General features: G+C 36.2%; 16 protein-coding genes. 9 read left to right on the top strand and 7 right to left on the bottom strand.

Features of this window, described 5'->3' with window-relative positions:
- Positions 1 to 483: 483 nt before the first annotated feature.
- The gene (locus PI23P_RS04270) at positions 484 to 1,536 is read right to left on the bottom strand and encodes an endonuclease/exonuclease/phosphatase family protein (RefSeq protein ID WP_004569515.1); all 1,053 of its coding nucleotides are present in this window, start codon (positions 1,534 to 1,536) and stop codon (positions 484 to 486) included.
- A 130-nt stretch (positions 1,537 to 1,666) separates the two neighbouring features.
- Here PI23P_RS04270 and PI23P_RS04275 point away from each other — a divergent pair, with 130 nt between their 5' ends.
- The 7 genes from PI23P_RS04275 (at position 1,667) to truB (ending at position 9,075) form a co-directional block, all read left to right on the top strand.
- The gene (locus PI23P_RS04275) at positions 1,667 to 4,417 is read left to right on the top strand and encodes a carboxypeptidase regulatory-like domain-containing protein (protein ID WP_004569516.1); all 2,751 of its coding nucleotides are present in this window, start codon (positions 1,667 to 1,669) and stop codon (positions 4,415 to 4,417) included.
- 19 nt (positions 4,418 to 4,436) lie between these two features.
- A complete protein-coding gene (locus tag PI23P_RS04280) occupies positions 4,437 to 5,858 on the top strand; it encodes a DUF5689 domain-containing protein (RefSeq protein ID WP_004569517.1) in 1,422 nt (473 codons plus the stop codon).
- An 11-nt stretch (positions 5,859 to 5,869) separates the two neighbouring features.
- Entirely contained in the window at positions 5,870 to 6,289 is a 420-nt protein-coding gene (mce, locus tag PI23P_RS04285; protein ID WP_004569518.1) for a methylmalonyl-CoA epimerase, read from the top strand.
- A 130-nt stretch (positions 6,290 to 6,419) separates the two neighbouring features.
- Positions 6,420 to 7,298 carry a cell division protein FtsX gene (locus PI23P_RS04290; protein ID WP_004569519.1) on the top strand — a complete coding sequence of 293 codons (879 nt, stop codon included), beginning with the start codon at positions 6,420 to 6,422 and terminating at the stop codon, positions 7,296 to 7,298.
- 4 nt (positions 7,299 to 7,302) lie between these two features.
- Positions 7,303 to 7,545, top strand: a complete 243-nt coding sequence (locus PI23P_RS04295; RefSeq protein WP_004569520.1) for a DUF3098 domain-containing protein — start codon at positions 7,303 to 7,305, stop codon at positions 7,543 to 7,545.
- Positions 7,546 to 7,547: 2 nt separating this feature from the next.
- On the top strand, positions 7,548 to 8,342 hold the full coding sequence (locus PI23P_RS04300; protein WP_004569521.1) for an undecaprenyl-diphosphate phosphatase: 795 nt from the start codon (positions 7,548 to 7,550) through the stop codon (positions 8,340 to 8,342).
- Positions 8,343 to 8,364: 22 nt separating this feature from the next.
- The gene (gene truB, locus PI23P_RS04305; protein WP_004569522.1) at positions 8,365 to 9,075 is read left to right on the top strand and encodes a tRNA pseudouridine(55) synthase TruB; all 711 of its coding nucleotides are present in this window, start codon (positions 8,365 to 8,367) and stop codon (positions 9,073 to 9,075) included.
- Here truB and PI23P_RS04310 read toward each other — a convergent pair.
- The 5 genes from PI23P_RS04310 to PI23P_RS04330 all read right to left on the bottom strand — a co-directional run bounded on the left by PI23P_RS04310 (position 9,065) and on the right by PI23P_RS04330 (position 14,106).
- Positions 9,065 to 10,735, bottom strand: a complete 1,671-nt coding sequence (locus PI23P_RS04310; RefSeq protein ID WP_004569523.1) for an RluA family pseudouridine synthase — start codon at positions 10,733 to 10,735, stop codon at positions 9,065 to 9,067. The genes truB and PI23P_RS04310 overlap by 11 nt on opposite strands.
- Positions 10,732 to 11,880 (bottom strand): lycopene cyclase family protein, encoded by a 1,149-nt coding sequence (locus tag PI23P_RS04315; RefSeq protein WP_004569524.1) that lies wholly within the window; start codon positions 11,878 to 11,880, stop codon positions 10,732 to 10,734. The genes PI23P_RS04310 and PI23P_RS04315 overlap by 4 nt, the downstream gene beginning before the upstream one ends.
- Before the next feature lie 60 nt (positions 11,881 to 11,940).
- A complete protein-coding gene (locus PI23P_RS04320; protein ID WP_004569525.1) occupies positions 11,941 to 12,426 on the bottom strand; it encodes a hypothetical protein in 486 nt (161 codons plus the stop codon).
- Positions 12,427 to 12,520: 94 nt separating this feature from the next.
- On the bottom strand, positions 12,521 to 13,123 hold the full coding sequence (locus tag PI23P_RS04325; RefSeq protein WP_004569526.1) for a thioredoxin family protein: 603 nt from the start codon (positions 13,121 to 13,123) through the stop codon (positions 12,521 to 12,523).
- A gap of 29 nt (positions 13,124 to 13,152) precedes the next feature.
- Positions 13,153 to 14,106 carry an NAD-dependent epimerase/dehydratase family protein gene (locus PI23P_RS04330; RefSeq protein ID WP_004569527.1) on the bottom strand — a complete coding sequence of 318 codons (954 nt, stop codon included), beginning with the start codon at positions 14,104 to 14,106 and terminating at the stop codon, positions 13,153 to 13,155.
- A gap of 172 nt (positions 14,107 to 14,278) precedes the next feature.
- On the opposite strand from PI23P_RS04330, the gene PI23P_RS04335 reads away from it, so the two are divergent.
- Together PI23P_RS04335 and PI23P_RS04340 are read left to right on the top strand one after the other, a co-directional pair.
- Entirely contained in the window at positions 14,279 to 15,025 is a 747-nt protein-coding gene (locus PI23P_RS04335) for a hypothetical protein (protein ID WP_155811759.1), read from the top strand.
- A gap of 2 nt (positions 15,026 to 15,027) precedes the next feature.
- Positions 15,028 to 15,534 (top strand): nuclear transport factor 2 family protein, encoded by a 507-nt coding sequence (locus PI23P_RS04340; RefSeq protein WP_004569529.1) that lies wholly within the window; start codon positions 15,028 to 15,030, stop codon positions 15,532 to 15,534.
- A gap of 158 nt (positions 15,535 to 15,692) precedes the next feature.
- Here PI23P_RS04340 and PI23P_RS04345 read toward each other — a convergent pair whose 3' ends face one another.
- Positions 15,693 to 16,172 carry a regulatory protein RecX gene (locus PI23P_RS04345; protein ID WP_004569530.1) on the bottom strand — a complete coding sequence of 160 codons (480 nt, stop codon included), beginning with the start codon at positions 16,170 to 16,172 and terminating at the stop codon, positions 15,693 to 15,695.
- Between the last annotated feature and the right edge of the window lie 13 nt (positions 16,173 to 16,185).

Below are 16,185 nucleotides of genomic sequence, written 5' to 3' on the forward strand. Positions count from 1 at the left end.
TAATAGACTGCTAAATAGGAGTATTAAGATAGGAACTACTTTCCAGTTTTTGTTTGTTTTATGCAAACAAGTACTGCTGAGACCAATGGCTAAAACGCAAAAAAAGAGACCAATCAAAGTTACAGTCCACCTTCCATTCAGAAAATCTGGAAAGTAACTTTTAAAAATAGCAATCCTTTTTGCTTGGTTTGTTTCTAAATTAAAAATAGAAACCCATAAAACCCAGATTAAAAAGGGAATCAAGCAACAAACCAAACTTGCGAATGTGCGTATTCTCAATTGTTTTTGGCGGGTAGTTTTCATTTTTATCAGATACTTTTTGTTTTATTAATGATAGGGGCTGTGCGCGCTCAGTAGATAAAAAGACAGTTTGTAAATAATTATTTACCATCCTTACTGCTCTAAAAATAATAAAAAAATGAACATCCACCAAGTTTTAAATGTGGTGTATTGGTCACAGCATTCCAAAGGGCAGTCTCATAGTTACCGATATTGTTCTTTGATTAAATAGATATATACCGGGTAATGGTCTGAGTATCCACCTGTGTAGCCTCCATTCGAAAAACTGCGAAAAGGGTAGCCTTTGTACTTCCCTTTGGTATCGCTTAAAAACCGTTTGTTAAAAATCATTGCCTGATACATTTTGTAACTGGAAAAATTTTTTTCTCCGTGGTCTAAGAAAGGAGACGAAATTAAAATCATATCAAAAAGGTTTAGATTGTCGCGATATGCCAAAGTGTTCAATCCTTTCCGATGCATATTTTCATATGGATTGTAAAGATCATTTCTCCCGACGTTTTTCTTTTTTCGTTTTGTTTTGAGCACTTTTTTAAAACTAGAATTTATTGGGTCGTCGTTAAAATCGCCCATAAGTATGATTTTAGCACAGTCATCTTTCGTTCTAATTTTTTCAATTATTTTTAGGTTTTGATAGGCTGCTTTTTCTCGTAAGGGCCTACTTTTTGCTTCTCCACCGCTTCGTGAAGGCCAATGATTAACAATTAGATGAATGAATTCGTTGTCCAAATAACCAGAAACCAATAACTGGTCTCGCGTAAATACTTTTTTGTTTTCGCGATACATATTGGGATTAAAAACTTCGTGAAACACAGGATTAAAATATTTCTTTTGATATAACAATGCTACATCAATACCTCTTTTATCGGGAGAGTCGTAGTGTATGATCCCGTAATTGTTTTTTATCAGGTATTTTGATTTTATTAAGTCTTCTAAAACACTCCGGTTTTCAACTTCTGCAACCCCAATAATTGCAGGACTTGTTTTTGATTTTTCCAATCCTATTTGTGCAATGGTGCTGGCTAGTTTTTCAATCTTATCCCAATACACCGCAGATCTGTTGAACTTTAATTCCATCATCGGGCTTGCTTCGTCGTTCATTGTTGGATCATTGATCGTGTCAAATAAGTTTTCTAAATTGTAAAATGCAACGGTGCGGATGGCATACTTTTTTTCTTGACCGTACGCAGCACATAGACTTGTTATTAGAAGCAGGGATAGCGCAATTTTCTTCCTCATTTTGCTTGTTTTTGTCGTATAAATTTAAAAAATATTAAGCACTATTAAAAATAAAATAGCGAAAATAGTAGCTTTTTTCGTTTTTAAAAGACTAGCTTTAGAACGCTATAATTATGAAAAAGAGTGTGTTATGAAAAAAAAGACTGCGCTAATTGTGCTATTTGTAGCATGCTTAGGATCCCTGAACTCACAAAATTTACTAAAAGGCACAGTACTAAGTAGTGTCTCTGAAAATCCGATTTCCAATGTGCTCGTGCGGATTAAAAATACAACCATGACAACGAGAACGGATACCCATGGAAGATTTGTTCTTGAAGTTCTCAAAGAGGGTACTTATATGGTGGAAATTAGTGATCCTGAATTTGAAACTCAGAATTTTAAAATTGTATTTTCTACAGGCGTGGTAAATCTGGGAACTATTTTATTATTTGAGGAGTATTTGCAAGTACAAGATTTGAGTATTATCACAATTACAGACGATGAGTTAAATGCGGATTCTAATGCAGCAGATAATATTTCAGGGTTGTTACAAGCTACTAAAGATGTTTTTTTAAGAACTGCGGCTTTTGAGTTTAGCGCTTCTTTTTTTAGAATAAGAGGCTTAGATTCTCGGAATGGAAAGGTGTTAATGAATGGGGTCGAAATGAATAAAATATACGATGGCAGAGCACAATGGGGAAATTGGGGAGGTCTAAACGATGTTTTGAGAAATCAAGAATTTAGCAATGGTTTGGCGGTTTCCGATTTTACTTTTGGAGGTCTTTTGGGGGCGATGAATATGAACACTCAAGCATCCAAACAGCGTCCTGGAACTAGGGTTTCTTATTCTTCATCTAATAGGAGTTATGTGCATAGGGTCATGGTAACCCATACAACGGGCATTTCAAAAAAGGGTTGGGTCTTTACGTTCTCGGGAAGCAGAAGGACGGGGAAAGAGGGTTTTAATGAAGCAACGACTTACAACGCATCTGGGTTTTTTGCCGCTATAGGAAAGAAAATAAATGACCGGCATCGTCTTAATTTTACTGGAATTTTTACTCCAAATAGAAGGGGAAAGTCATCTCCAAACACACAAGAGGTATTTGATTTAAAGGGCATTGCGTACAATGAATATTGGGGTGGTTTACATGGGCGTAAAGTAAACTCTAGAATTAAAGAGGTTGCAGAGCCCCTACTTATGCTCAGCCATTATTGGGATATTTCAAAAAAAACGAGCCTGCAAACAAACATTGCCTATCAGTTTGGTAAAATTGGAAACAGTCGCTTAGATTTTAACGGAGGTGCAAGTCCCAGTCCTACCTATTATCAAAAATTACCCAGTTATTTTTTAAGAAATAACAAGCTATCTGAAGCCTATACTGCGCAAGAAAATTTCATGGACAACGGGCAGATAGATTGGTGGCGAATTTTTGATGCGAACAGCACCAATGCCACTGCCGCGTTAAACAGCGCATATATTTTATATGAGGATAGAAATGACGACAAACAACTGACTATAAATACGATTTACAATACCGCTATAAATAACAATATCGCACTCAACGCGGCAATAGAATACAAGCAATTAAATTCTCATAATTTTGCAGAGGTCATTGACCTGTTAGGAGGAGTTGGTTATCTGGATATCAATAATTTTGCAAAAACAGCGGCTCAAATGCAAAATGATGTTGCAAACCCCAATAGAGTTGTGGCAGTTGGTGATGCTTTTAAGTACAACTTTGATTTAAGCTCAGTTTTAATAAAGACATTTGTACAAGCACAGTTTAAATACCATAAAACAGACTTTTTTTTAGCGGCCAAGTTTTCTAAGACAACAAATCAAAGAACAGGTTTGTATCAAAATGGACGTTTTGAGAACAGCTCTTTAGGTCCTTCAGAAGTGTTGAGTTTCACAGACTATGGGATTAAAGCTGGTGCTACTTATAAACTGAACGGGCGCAATTTGATCAACGTAAAAGCAGGGTATTTGACACAGGCGCCATTGCTAAGAAACTCTTTTTCTAATTCGCGAGAAAACAACAATATTGTAGAGAATTTACAGCGTGAAAAAGCACTTTCTATAGACCTCAGTTACATTAGAAGAAGTCCAATAATAACGGCTCGCGTAACGGGATACTATGCAAAAATACGGGAAGCAACAGAAATTTCCTTTTATTTTGGAGATGGCGTTGGTGGAGATAATACGGCCTTCGTTCAAGAGATACTGACGGGTATTGAAAAGAAACATATGGGTTTAGAAATAGGCATAGAAGCACAGGTGACCGCAACAATAAAATTAAAAGCAGCTGCTGCTGTGGGCAGTTTTACATATGCAAATGACCCCAATCTATATCTTACTTCAGACCGCACAAATGAGGGTGTTTTTGACGAAAATGGGCGATCAGGAGACTATGTTTCCAACTTAAAAAATTATAAAATTGCTGCAGGACCTCACAATGCATATTCTGTGGGTTTTGGATACAGAGATCCAAACTATTGGTGGGTTGGCAGTACTTTAAACTTCTTTAGCAATACGTTTGTAGACATTGCACCTTTGACAAGATCAAGCAATTTTTATACTGCAGAAGACGGTTTAACATTTCCAAATTACGATTTAGATCTGGCGAGAGAACTCGTACAACAAGAAAAATTTGATGCCTATAAAGTGGTGAATATGGTGGGTGGAAAATCTTGGAAGATCAGAGGATATTACATTAGTTTTTTTGGAACCATAAACAACTTGTTAAATACAGCCTATAAGTCTGGTGGATTTGAACAAGGGAGAAATGCAAATTACACGCAGTTAAAAGAAGATAAGGCCTTAAAGAAACCAGTATTTGGCAATAAGTATTGGTATGGACGTGGGACTACCTACTTTTTAAATGCAAGTGTTAGTTTTTAAAAAAGTAAACCCAATCAAAATGGAAATAAATAAAACAACCCCATGGATTCTAGTTTTGGTAACAAGTCTATTTTTTAATGCCTGTGTTCAAGACGGGGAGTACGCCGTGCCTCAAAATTTAGGTGCTGAAGAAAATTTAAAATTAGCGGGAATGTTAGATAGCATTCAAAACAATCAGTTAGAATTAAAATCAATAAAAGATTTAAAAAGGCTCTGTGTTTCGGGGAAAGAGCCTGTTAAAATAGTTTCCAATATTGTGGTCAAGGGCTATGTTATTTCTTCGGATGCAAAGGGAAATTATTTTAGAGAATTTTACATGCAAGATGCTCCCGAAAATCCCACAGCAGGAATTAGGATTGCAATTAATTTAACCAATAGTTATAATAAATTCAATGTGGGTAGAGTACTTTATATTCGCTTGAAAAACTTGTATCTCGGAGAAATAAATACAGGTGATGGCGTATGCACTATTGGAGGGAAAGTAAGTACTACAGACGAAAAGGAAATAGAAAGTGTTGCCTTAAATCAGATGAAGAACCATTTTTTTCGATCTGATGAAACCACGATTATTGTTCCGAAAGAAGTTTCTTTAGCAGGTTTAAACGCTTCAGATATTGGAACATTTGTCTGTGTAAAAGGGCTTGTTTTTCCAATCGTTTTAGAGGGGAAAGCGTATGCAGATCCTACAGAAGATTTTGATACGCAGCGCAAAATACAGACCTGTCAGAGCGTGGGGTATGCAAATTTATTACTAGAAACGAGTTCCTTCGCAAGTTTTGCAAATAAATCCTTGCCAATGGGAGGTGGTTCGATCTATGCGGTAGTCGCTAAAGATTACAACGGGCATTTCTTAGTTTTGGTTTTAAATACCTCTGAAGATGTCAAGATGACTGATGAAAGGTGCACCACACGTTCTGAAAGCGATTTCCCAATGACATTGCTGTCGGAAGATTTTGAGACCGCTTCGGGAGAAGTAAACATCACAGATTGGATAAACTACAGAGAAGAAGGGACTAAATCTTGGCGTTCCTATTCTGATACGTACTCACAAAGCAAGGCAGCAAGAATCGGTTCAAAAAACTCTGGAGATGCACATACAAGTACTTGGCTGCTTACAAAAGGCATTTATCTAGACGGCACAGCAGAAGAATTTTTATCTTTTGAAACTTCCAATAGTTTTGCGAATGGAAGTGATTTACAAGTTTTAATTTCTACAGACTGGGAAGGCACTGTTGCAACGGTTAGTAGGGCAGCATGGAACGTTTTACCTGCTAAGATTGTCGCTAATGGCGAAGGGTATAAAAATTGGGTGCATTCTACTTTTGTAAATTTATCTGCCTATACTGGAACTGGTTTTATTGCTTTCAGATACAGGGGAAGTGGTAATGTTTATTTTGATGGCACGTATGAATTGGATAATATCACTATCATTGCAAAGTAACTAGAAGAGGTATGGAGAAAATAGAACACATAGGGATTGCTGTAAAAGATTTAGAAGTGTCAAACAAACTGTTTGCTTCTTTATTTGACGCGGTGCACTATAAAGAAGAAGAAGTGGCATCAGAAGGCGTAAAAACATCTTTTTTTAAAAAGGGTCCTAATAAAATAGAATTGTTACAGGCTACAAACCCAGAAAGTCCCATTGCCAAGTTTATTGCTAAAAAAGGAGAAGGTGTGCATCACATTGCCTTTGCTGTGGCGGATATCAAAGCGGAGATCACAAGGCTTAAAAAAGCTGGTTTTGTTGTTTTAAATGACCAACCTAAAAAAGGAGCAGACAACAAATGGGTCGCTTTTTTACATCCAAAAACAACAAATGGAGTGTTGATAGAATTGTGTCAAGAGATCGTGAGCCACACGCCTACTTTGTAATTTTACGCAGAAAAGCATGCTTTTTTGTATCCCGTATAAACGTGAAAAAAGGCCGGTATTAAATACTGTAAACAGTGTGGGTAAAATGAGTACTAATTATTATCTTGCCGTCAAATTGAAACTATAGTACATGTCTTCAAAATTTGAATCTTATCAAAAAAGACGCTTGGCATCTTCTTATATCTCGGTCGTAATTAGCATTGCCTTAGTGCTTTTTATGTTGGGAATTTTAGGCTTGGTTCTTTTAAAGTCAACCACGGTTTCAAACAGAGTAAAAGAGAAAATAGCGGTAACCCTATTTTTAAAAGACAAGGTGAGCACAAAGCAAATAAATACGTTTAAAGACGCTTTGGCAAAAGAAGATTTTACACGGAGAGTTGTATACACTTCGAAAGCACAGGCAGCAAAAAATTACAGCAAAGAAATTGGTGAAGATTTTTTAACTTTCCTCGGAGAAAATCCTCTGAAAAATGGCATTGATATCTATTTGAAAGCAGACTTTGTAACTCCAGAAAAAATGGAGGCATTGGAAACACGATTTCTTAAAAATGCTTTTGTGGCCGATGTCTCTTACGACAAACCTTTAATTAATTTAATTACAGAGCACATACAAAGAATTGGATTTTGGTTATTTGTTTTAAGTGGATTCCTCGCTTTGGTTGCAATTATTTTGATCAACAGTGCGATTAGGCTAACCATTTATTCAAAACGATTTAATATAAAAACCATGCAAATGGTAGGTGCTACAAAGAGCTTTATCCGCAAACCATTTATTTGGCAAGGTGTGAAACTAGGTCTTATAGGAGCTTTTTTAGCTTTAGTTGGTATGAGTGTTGTTGTGTATTACTTGGACTTTTTTGCACCGAGTCTCGGACTGTTAAAAGACTATATGGTATTGGCGTATTTAGTTGTGGGCATTTTATTTGCAGCTTTTGTCATCACTTTGTTGAGCACATTCTTTGCCACACAACGGTTTTTAAATTTACGAACAGACGAACTTTATTATTAAGGATATGAAAGAAGAAAAGAGTCAAAAACCAGCATTTATTTTTGGAAAACGGAACTATATTTTTATGACGATAGGCATTGTTTTTATTGCGTTGGGTTTTATTTTTATGGCTGGTGGAGGTAGTGATAATCCCGCTGTTTTTAACGAAGAAATTTACAATTGGCAGCGCATTCGTTTGGCACCTACCTTGGTGATTATTGGTTTTGGAATTGAAATCTACGCAATTTTAACCAGTCCTAAAAAATAAGTATGGATATTTTAGAAGCGATCATTCTCGGAGTAATTCAGGGGTTGACAGAGTTTTTACCGGTCTCATCTAGTGGACATTTAGAATTGGCAAAGGTGATTTTAGGAGACACTTCGCTACCCGAAGAGAGCCTTACATTTACCGTAGTTTTGCACTTTGCAACGGCATTAAGTACTCTGGTAATTTTTAGAAAAGAAATTATAGAAATTTTTAAAGGACTGTTTCAGTTCAAATGGAATGACGAATCGAAGTTTTCACTAAAAATTATGATTTCTATGCTTCCTGCAGTGGTTATAGGGTTGCTCTTTGAAAAAGAATTAGAATCTTTCTTTGGAGGAAAAATATTGCTAGTAGGCACGATGTTATTGCTAACGGCTTTATTATTGCTGCTGGCTGACAAGGCAAAAAACACAAAAAAAGAAGTTTCATTTCCAAATGCCGTGCTCATCGGAATCTCACAAGCAATTGCAATGTTGCCAGGGATCTCAAGATCAGGAGCAACTATTTCTACTTCCGTTTTATTGGGAGTCGACAGAACAAGGGCTGCAAAATTTTCATTTTTAATGGTAGTTCCTTTAATTTTTGGAAAAATTGGGAAAGATCTTTTAAGTGGTGATTTAAATTTTCAATCTTCTGAAATAGCACCCATTGCTGCTGGTTTTATAGCCGCTTTCTTATCGGGTTTGTTAGCTTGTAAATGGATGATTTCTCTCGTTAAAAAAAGCAAGCTTTCCTACTTTTCAATCTATTGCGCCGTGATCGGAAGTATTGCAATTGGGTACGGACTTCTGCATTAAAACCATCTAAAATTCGCGACAAATGACGGAAGAAGCATATAAAAATGGGCAAGTTTTACTGATCGACAAACCACTTACTTGGTCCTCTTTTCAAGTGGTGAATAAATTACGTTGGGAAATACGACAGCACTTCAATATTAAAAAAATTAAAGTAGGTCATGCCGGAACTTTAGATCCTTTGGCAACAGGTTTACTTATTATTTGTACCGGAAAACAAACCAAACAAATAGAGAGTTACCAAGGTCAGGTGAAAGAATATACTGGGACTTTTACGTTGGGAGCAACCACGCCAAGTTACGATCTAGAAACTGAAATTGACAACACGTTTCCTACGGCACATATTACTGAAAAATTAATATGGGATACGACCCAACAGTTTCTGGGAGAAATTCAGCAAAAGCCGCCTATTTTTTCTGCAATTAAAAAAGACGGAAAACGCTTGTACGAGTTGGCAAGAAAAGGAGAGACTACAGAAATTAAAGAAAGAACAGTGACTGTTTCTAAATTTGAAATCACAAATATAGATTTGCCAGAGGTAGCTTTTAGAATTATTTGCAGCAAAGGCACTTACATTCGATCGATGGCTTTTGATTTCGGAAAAGCAGTGCATTCTGGTGCATATTTATCTTCTTTAAGAAGAACAAAAATTGGTAATTTCTCTGTAAATGACGCATTGTCAGTAGAAGGTTTTATTGAAAAACTAAAAGAAAATTCAGAAGGAACTAAAACGTAGGAGGAACTGTAAAACTCATTTTTTTGTTTGTCGTAGGGTGCAGAAATTCGATGAATTCAGCGTGTAAATGGAGGCGATTTTCTTTGGTTCCGTAAAGGTCGTCACCTACAATAGGAGTATTTAGTCCTTTCTTGTGCGCTGCATGCACTCTTAATTGATGTGTTCTTCCAGTAACTGGATAAAAATACACACGTGTTTTTCCGTTTTCTCTACCGAGAACTTCCCAGGTGGTTTCGGCAGCTTTTCCATAGCTAAAGTCTACCAATTGCTTTGGGCGGTCATCTAAATCTACACGCAGTGGTAATTTTATGGTACCGCTATCTTCAGATAAATTTCCGTCTAACAGCGCAACATAGCGTTTTTTAATCGTTCTGTTTACAAATTGGCTTTGTAATATTTTATTTGCTTCTTTTGTCTTTGTAAGGAGTAAAATTCCAGAGGTAGACATGTCTAAGCGGTGTACGATTAGCGGTCCTGTTGCGTTTGGGTATTTTTCTTTCATCCGAGTATAAACAGCATCTTTAATTTCTTTGCCAGGAACAGATAGCAGCTCGGTGGGCTTGTGCACTACAATCATGGCAGCATCCTCATAAATGACTTCAAGTTCTTTGTCTTTAGATAAGTTCTCCAACAACAAATTAGCATCCATTGGAAGGTCTTCTAACATGTGTGTTAAGATGGGTTTGCACCTACCTTGGCAAGCAGGATAGAAGTTTTTGTGTTGCCGAACAGTCATGTTTGGCGAGGTTCCCCACCAAAATTCTGCCATGGTAATTGGCATCAGGTTGTTTTGAAATGCATACTGTAAGAGTTTCGGTGCGGCACACTCTCCAGAGCCAGCAGGAGGTTGGATCGCAGTATTCTTAAAAATGTCGAGTAAGTTTTTCAATTCTTTTTTAGAATTTAAAAAGGCATATTTACTAAATAAGGTCTGCTGTAAGTAGTTCGATTTTTCTTTCCGTTCTTTTTTTAGCATTTCAATGTTCCCAGAAATATGTGCGCACTCTTTGCTGATATCTTCAATTTTCTCTTGATAATAGACTTGTAATTCTTTAAGAAAAAATTGGTCGTTGTAACTCTGTTGAGTTAATTTTTGGGTTAGTTTTTCAAACTCAGAATCATTTAAAGTAGTGCTTGCCTTCTTTTTTTCAGCTTTTCTGTTTTTTTTAAAAATTACCAGTCTTTTTCGCTGAAATGCCAAGTCATCTGCGATGAGTTTGGTGTTTTCTTTAACTGATTTTTTTAAGGTTTGGTATTTCGCATCGTTCTTTAAGCTGCTTAATTGCCTATTTATAGTGTCAATTTCAAGTTCTCCTTTGAGATAGAAACTTCCTTCTGTTCGCATATTAAAAACGGGAGGAACAAACTTTTCAGGCAAACTTTTATCGGCTAATTTTCCGGAAAAGGCCGCAATATAACCGATGTTGTGCTGCGCATCTTTGACAATAAGAACGCCAAACATTTTTCCTACGGCTGGTATGTCTGAGCTTTCTTCTAAGCCAAAATTATGTACAAAGTCTGTCTGATGTTCTAAGTAATCTTGCAATTCTTTTGCGGCAATCTCTGCAAGTAGGTGGGGTTTGTAATAAAAAGGAAATGTAAATTTTACAGGAAGAGATATTCCAGAGATGTTGGTTTTAAAAAGATGTACTTGTTTCAATTTTTAACGAGAAGTTGTTTGATGCCAGAGGTTAGAAACGCCGCAATCGGAAGACTGCTCATAATGGCAATATCGTCTATAAACTTGCTCTCATTGGCAAGAAAAGCCAAGATTTTCTCCGGTTCATTTTTGTTAAAAATCATCGAAAAAACTTGTCTTCCCGGTAGTTTTCCAGTCATTAACACGTCGATTAAAGTCCGATCATACCAAGCGTACCGTTGTTTTTTTAGAGCACTTTCTGTATTTATATTATTTCCCGCCTTTAAATTTTTTACGATTTCAGCGACATCCTTTTGAATGAATTGAAAGGTATATCCAGTACTGGCTTTTGTAAAACCACCTGCAGTGCCAATATTGATTACATTTTTTATCGGATTTTTCCGGAATTTCGCCAAAGACATCGGAATCACTCCAAACTCTTCGTGGGAAATTGTATAATCGTTAATATTTAAATCCTCTTTGATATATTTCTCAATGGCGGAGGTGTATTTTTCTTTCGCTAATATCTTTTTACTAAAAAGGGTATACTCAATCAATGCCGTTGTTTTACTCGTTGGCAAAACATACATAAAAGTGGTACCATTGTCCTGTGAAACGCTAAAATCCATAAGTCTTCCAATTTCAGGATCAAAAACAGGTTCTTTTGTTTCGATGATCCATCCTTTAAAGTGCTGTAGTAGTGAGTTTTCTTCCGTTATTTTTGGGTTAAAAATAGCGGTGGAGTTAAAGACGTAAGTTCCGGTATATGTATTTTCTTCCGTGGTTACAATTGCTGAGTTTTTAGCAGTCGTTATGGAAAGAATTGGCTCTTTTAAAAAGGACACATTAGGAAATTCTTTGGCGAGTTTTAGTACGTATTCATAGAAGTCAATTCCCTGAATCATTTTGTAAGTGTAGGCCGCTAAATCTAATTGCGCTTTGTAGTTTGTCGATAGAAATTCTAGTGTATTCCATTTTGCATGCACAATCGCTTCAAAGGGTCCTGGTTTTTTTTCCCAGAAACACCAGGTTCTGTCATTGCTGTTCTTTTGCTCTTTGTCAAGAACCAATATCGATTTATTTTGCAGTGCAGGCTCTTGTAACAAGTGATACAGTAAACTTAATCCTGCACATCCTGAACCTGCTATAATAAAATCGTATTTCATACTTGTATGCCTGCTTTTTTTAGTGAATTAGAGAACGGGAATCGTTTCCTTTGATACGGTCTATTTTAAAAAACGACTGTACCAACTTTCTTCAATTGGTATTTCCCATAAATTTTCAAAATCTTGTTTTGTGGTAATCAGATTATCAAAAATAATAGATTTTCCAGTCAAAGCTTTATTTTTTAATAACTTTTTAAAGTCTTTTAAATCTTTGTATTGCACAAATTCTCCCTGTTTAAAACAAATGTTCATGCGATCTAAAAGAGCGACCTCGTATGTCTCTTGCAAGCTTAAAATAAAAGCAACAGAGTCGTCGATATCACTGTTTTTTAGGGGAGTGGTGATGTCATCAGCTGTAATTACAAGAAACCGATTGTATAAAAATTGATAGGAAGCCTTAAAACTTGCATCATCTGCTTTCCATTCCGCAATAAAAGTCTTTATTTTTTCTTCTATTTCCGGGATTTCATTTGGATAAAACTTTCTACTCGAAGGGTATACCCATACTTTAGCATCCTCGGGAATTTCGTCAAAATTTACAAACATTTGTATTTATTTAAAGTACAAAGATAACCAAAAGAAAAACCGCAAACTGATTTTCAGTTTGCGGTTTTTTATTATTTTTAAAAGCGTATTTATATTACACAGGAAATTTTGTTACCAAACGTATTAAATCTTCTTGTACACTTTGCCCTTTGTCTTTATTGTACCAAACTTGCAATTCTTCTTTAAACCGTGAATCCAATATTCCTTTTTTTTCTTTGTAATCTGCCACCATTTTTGCAGCAGTATCAGGTCTAGGTCCCCAAGAGTTGAGCACGTTATTATCTTTGTCTAGCGCAATTAATTTTGGAATACTGCGTCCTCCATTTGTCAGAAACAAATCCATTAGTGGGAGATTGTCATCTCTTAAAATTATTTTAAGATCAATTTTATCAGATGTGGCAGCGATTTTATTGAGAACAGGCAAGTTTTGTGCAGCATCTCCACACCAACCTTCGGTGAGTACTAACCATGTTTGTGGAATCGTAATTTTTTTAAACTCTTGCAGTGTTACCTCGGAAAGTTTTAGCGTTTTATCCAAGCGCTTCATTCTTCTATCGTTCAATAAACTATAGTCTGTCAGCGCTTCCGATTGTTCTGTTCCGGTAGCTTTACCATCCGCTAATAAATTGCGTACTAAAGTTTTATAACCTTCATACGAAAGCGTATTTTTCAAACTATTTTCTATAATTTCTTTCATACACAGGTAGACGTAAGGTTTTACGAAACTTACACGATGCTTTCGGTTTTTATATTTTTAAGCATTTCTGTTGTAATGGCAGACAAATCAAATTTATGTTGCCAGTTCCAATCTGTTCTAGCCGCTGAGTCGTCGATTGAGGAAGGCCAGCTTGCTGCTATTTCTTGTCTGAAGTCAGGGTGATATGAGATTTTAAAATCGGGAAGGTGTTTTTTAATTTCTAGGGCCATTTCGTTTGGTGTAAAATCGATGGCTCCTAAGTTGTATCCAGTTCTAAGTTTCACATCTATGTGCTTTGCCTGCATAAGCTGTATGGTTGCCGCTACAGCGTCATTCATATACATCATTGGCAAACGTGTATTTTCGGATAGGAAACATTCATAAGCACCCTCTTTTAGTGCTTTAAAATAAATATCGATCGCATAGTCTGTGGTGCCACCTCCTGGTTTTGTCTTCCAAGAAATAATGCCAGGATATCGGATACTACGCACATCTACTCCATACTTTTCATGGTAATAATTGCACCAAAATTCACCTGAAAGTTTGCTAATTCCGTAAACAGTGCTAGGTTCCATAATGGTTTTTTGTGGGGTGTTGTCTTTGGGAGTCGTAGAACCAAAAACAGCAATAGAGCTCGGCCAGAATACCTGTTTTATATGTTTTTCTTTTGCCAAATCCAGCACGCCTAAAAGAGAATTCATATTTAAATCCCACGCTTTTTTAGGATGTTTTTCTGCCGTGACAGACAACATTGCTGCTAACAAGTATACCTGTGTAACATTGTGTTTTTTTACAATACCTAAAATCCCTTCTTTGTCCGTTGCATCCATCATTTCGAAAGGCCCAGAACTCATCATTTCTTCACTTCCTTCTTTGATATCAGAAGCAATCACATTACTGTTTCCGTAGATTGTGCGCAGCTCTTGCGTGAGCTCGTTGCCAATCTGTCCACTAGCACCTATAATTAGAATTATTTCACTCATTGCTGAAGTTAAATTAAAATCAAAAACAAAGGTAATTAATTTAAGTATTCGTAATTATATTTTAATAAAATTATTATTGCATAATTTTTGGCTTTTTTTTGAAGGTTTTTTAGGTTTTTTGAAAGTGTTATCTGTTGCTGATAATTTGTGTATTTTTACCATTTTAAACGCAATGGCAAAATATATATACTTCTTAGCATGCTTACTTTTTGTGATTTCTTGTGGGGACAATAAGGAGACTGAGAAGGCAAAAAAACCGAAACCTTTAATGGGTGTTGTGCAGAAGCACAAGGCTACAGAAAATGTAAATCCACGATATGCAGCAGCGATAAAAGACTGGAAAGAGCTCAAGGCAATAGATTCTTTTTTTGTGAGGTATCGAAACATTACACCCAACGAGGCATTGAGCAATGCCGTTGAGTTAAAAGATTTGATAAAACATCTTATCGACAGTGTGCAGCCAGAGCATTTCAAGACTCCTGCTTTTAATGCCCGTGTGAACATTCTCTACAATGAGGTTTTGCGATTGGTAGATTTAACAGAGATCGCTGCAGTAAAACCAAATGAAGTAAACACACAAGTGTCTAAAACCATGTTGGCATTTTCAAGTGTAAACATTAAAATAAATACAGTTGTTGCAAAGTTGAATTTTGAAGACGAGATTGATATAAAAGTAGATTTTATTGGTTTAGATACCAGTCGATTAGAAGCTGTTTCTAGAAAAGAAGTGTATATAAAACGAGAAACATCAAAGAACACGAAAGAAAACTCTGCGGGATTGAATAAAAAAGATAAGAGTATTTTCATTAAAAAGGAACCGCTTTCTAAATTTCAAGATGTGGAGACAAAGGAGGGGAAAAAAGAAACGCCATTTCAAACGAAGAAAGCAGACAAGCCTACTGCCGCTAGTGACCAATAAACATGAAGAGATTAATTATCATATGCATCACTCTGCATTTTTGCGCTTCCTGTAATGCTGTAAAAGTAGACAAAGCGCAGGTCAGAAAAGAAGTGCATACCTTTTTAGGAGCTTGGCATCAAGCAGCTACAGACGCAAACTTTGAAAATTATTTTGCTGCAATGGATAGCCTTTCTGTTTTCATAGGAACTGCCGCAGAGGAGGTTTGGACAAAAACACAGTTTCAAGCATTTAGCAAACCTTATTTCGACAAGGGTAAAGCTTGGTCTTTTAAGACGTTAGAACGCAATGTACACGTCGATGATACCGTAGACTTTGTTTGGTTTGATGAACTTCTAGAGACCTGGATGGGCACTTGTAGAGGTGCTGGAGTATTAAAGAAAACAGGAGGTGTTTGGAGAATAAAACAATATGTATTGTCAATTCCAATTCCAAATGAAGACATTCAAGCGGTCATTGCCATAAAAAAGAAAAAGGATTCGCTGTTTTTAAAAAAGTATCTAGAATAGTTTTTAAAGCTCTGGAGTAGCAGCAAGTGTTTTTAAGAACAGAACAGAAACTGTGCTCTGGTAAAAACCATAATTTTTAAGGAACAGAAAACACAGAAGCACACAATCATTTTGAAGTGCTGCTTGGAGTTGTTTGTTTGTACCTTTTGAGAAAGGAATTAGGAGGTAACTTCTGCAACAACTTTATAGATTAGCTCATTTTCAAAGCCTTTGCGCATTAAAAAATCAATCAATTTCTTTTTTCTTTTGTAGAGGTCTGTTTCTGATAGTACTTCGTTTCTGTTTTCAGTAATTCTGTAAATGGTAGCAATGTATTCGGTTTCGTCAATCTCTTTGAGGGCTGTTTTTAGATTGTATGCAGAAATATCTCTAAATTTTAGCTCTCTAATAATGCGCTGTTTTCCCCAGCTTTTAATTCTAAATTTCCCACGCGCATAGCTCTTAGCAAAGCGTTCCTCGTTTAAAAAGTTGTCTTTCATTAAACTCAAAAGAATGAGTTCTCGTGCTTCAGGGATTACGCTGTATTCTCGCATTTTCTGTTCCACTTCTTTGTGACATCGATCTTGGTAGACGCAGTAATTCTCTAATTTTCGTTTAATTTCAGTAACGGTAAAAGCTTTTTTCTTTTTTTCAAACATCGCATCGAAAATA

Origin of the sequence: Polaribacter irgensii 23-P, assembly GCF_000153225.1 — a bacterium.
Classification (GTDB): domain Bacteria; phylum Bacteroidota; class Bacteroidia; order Flavobacteriales; family Flavobacteriaceae; genus Polaribacter; species Polaribacter irgensii.

Coding starts and splice junctions, on each gene's coding strand:
- PI23P_RS04315 (WP_004569524.1), bottom strand. CDS start 11,880: ATGAAATACGATTTTATTATAGCAGGTTCAGGATGTGCAGGATTAAGT.
- PI23P_RS04280 (WP_004569517.1), top strand. CDS start 4,437: ATGGAAATAAATAAAACAACCCCATGGATTCTAGTTTTGGTAACAAGT.
- PI23P_RS04330 (WP_004569527.1), bottom strand. CDS start 14,106: ATGAGTGAAATAATTCTAATTATAGGTGCTAGTGGACAGATTGGCAAC.
- PI23P_RS04270 (WP_004569515.1), bottom strand. CDS start 1,536: ATGAGGAAGAAAATTGCGCTATCCCTGCTTCTAATAACAAGTCTATGT.
- PI23P_RS04290 (WP_004569519.1), top strand. CDS start 6,420: ATGTCTTCAAAATTTGAATCTTATCAAAAAAGACGCTTGGCATCTTCT.
- PI23P_RS04300 (WP_004569521.1), top strand. CDS start 7,548: ATGGATATTTTAGAAGCGATCATTCTCGGAGTAATTCAGGGGTTGACA.
- PI23P_RS04345 (WP_004569530.1), bottom strand. CDS start 16,172: ATGTTTGAAAAAAAGAAAAAAGCTTTTACCGTTACTGAAATTAAACGA.
- PI23P_RS04275 (WP_004569516.1), top strand. CDS start 1,667: ATGAAAAAAAAGACTGCGCTAATTGTGCTATTTGTAGCATGCTTAGGA.
- PI23P_RS04295 (WP_004569520.1), top strand. CDS start 7,303: ATGAAAGAAGAAAAGAGTCAAAAACCAGCATTTATTTTTGGAAAACGG.
- truB (WP_004569522.1), top strand. CDS start 8,365: ATGACGGAAGAAGCATATAAAAATGGGCAAGTTTTACTGATCGACAAA.
- PI23P_RS04340 (WP_004569529.1), top strand. CDS start 15,028: ATGAAGAGATTAATTATCATATGCATCACTCTGCATTTTTGCGCTTCC.
- PI23P_RS04335 (WP_155811759.1), top strand. CDS start 14,279: ATGGCAAAATATATATACTTCTTAGCATGCTTACTTTTTGTGATTTCT.
- PI23P_RS04325 (WP_004569526.1), bottom strand. CDS start 13,123: ATGAAAGAAATTATAGAAAATAGTTTGAAAAATACGCTTTCGTATGAA.
- PI23P_RS04320 (WP_004569525.1), bottom strand. CDS start 12,426: ATGTTTGTAAATTTTGACGAAATTCCCGAGGATGCTAAAGTATGGGTA.
- mce (WP_004569518.1), top strand. CDS start 5,870: ATGGAGAAAATAGAACACATAGGGATTGCTGTAAAAGATTTAGAAGTG.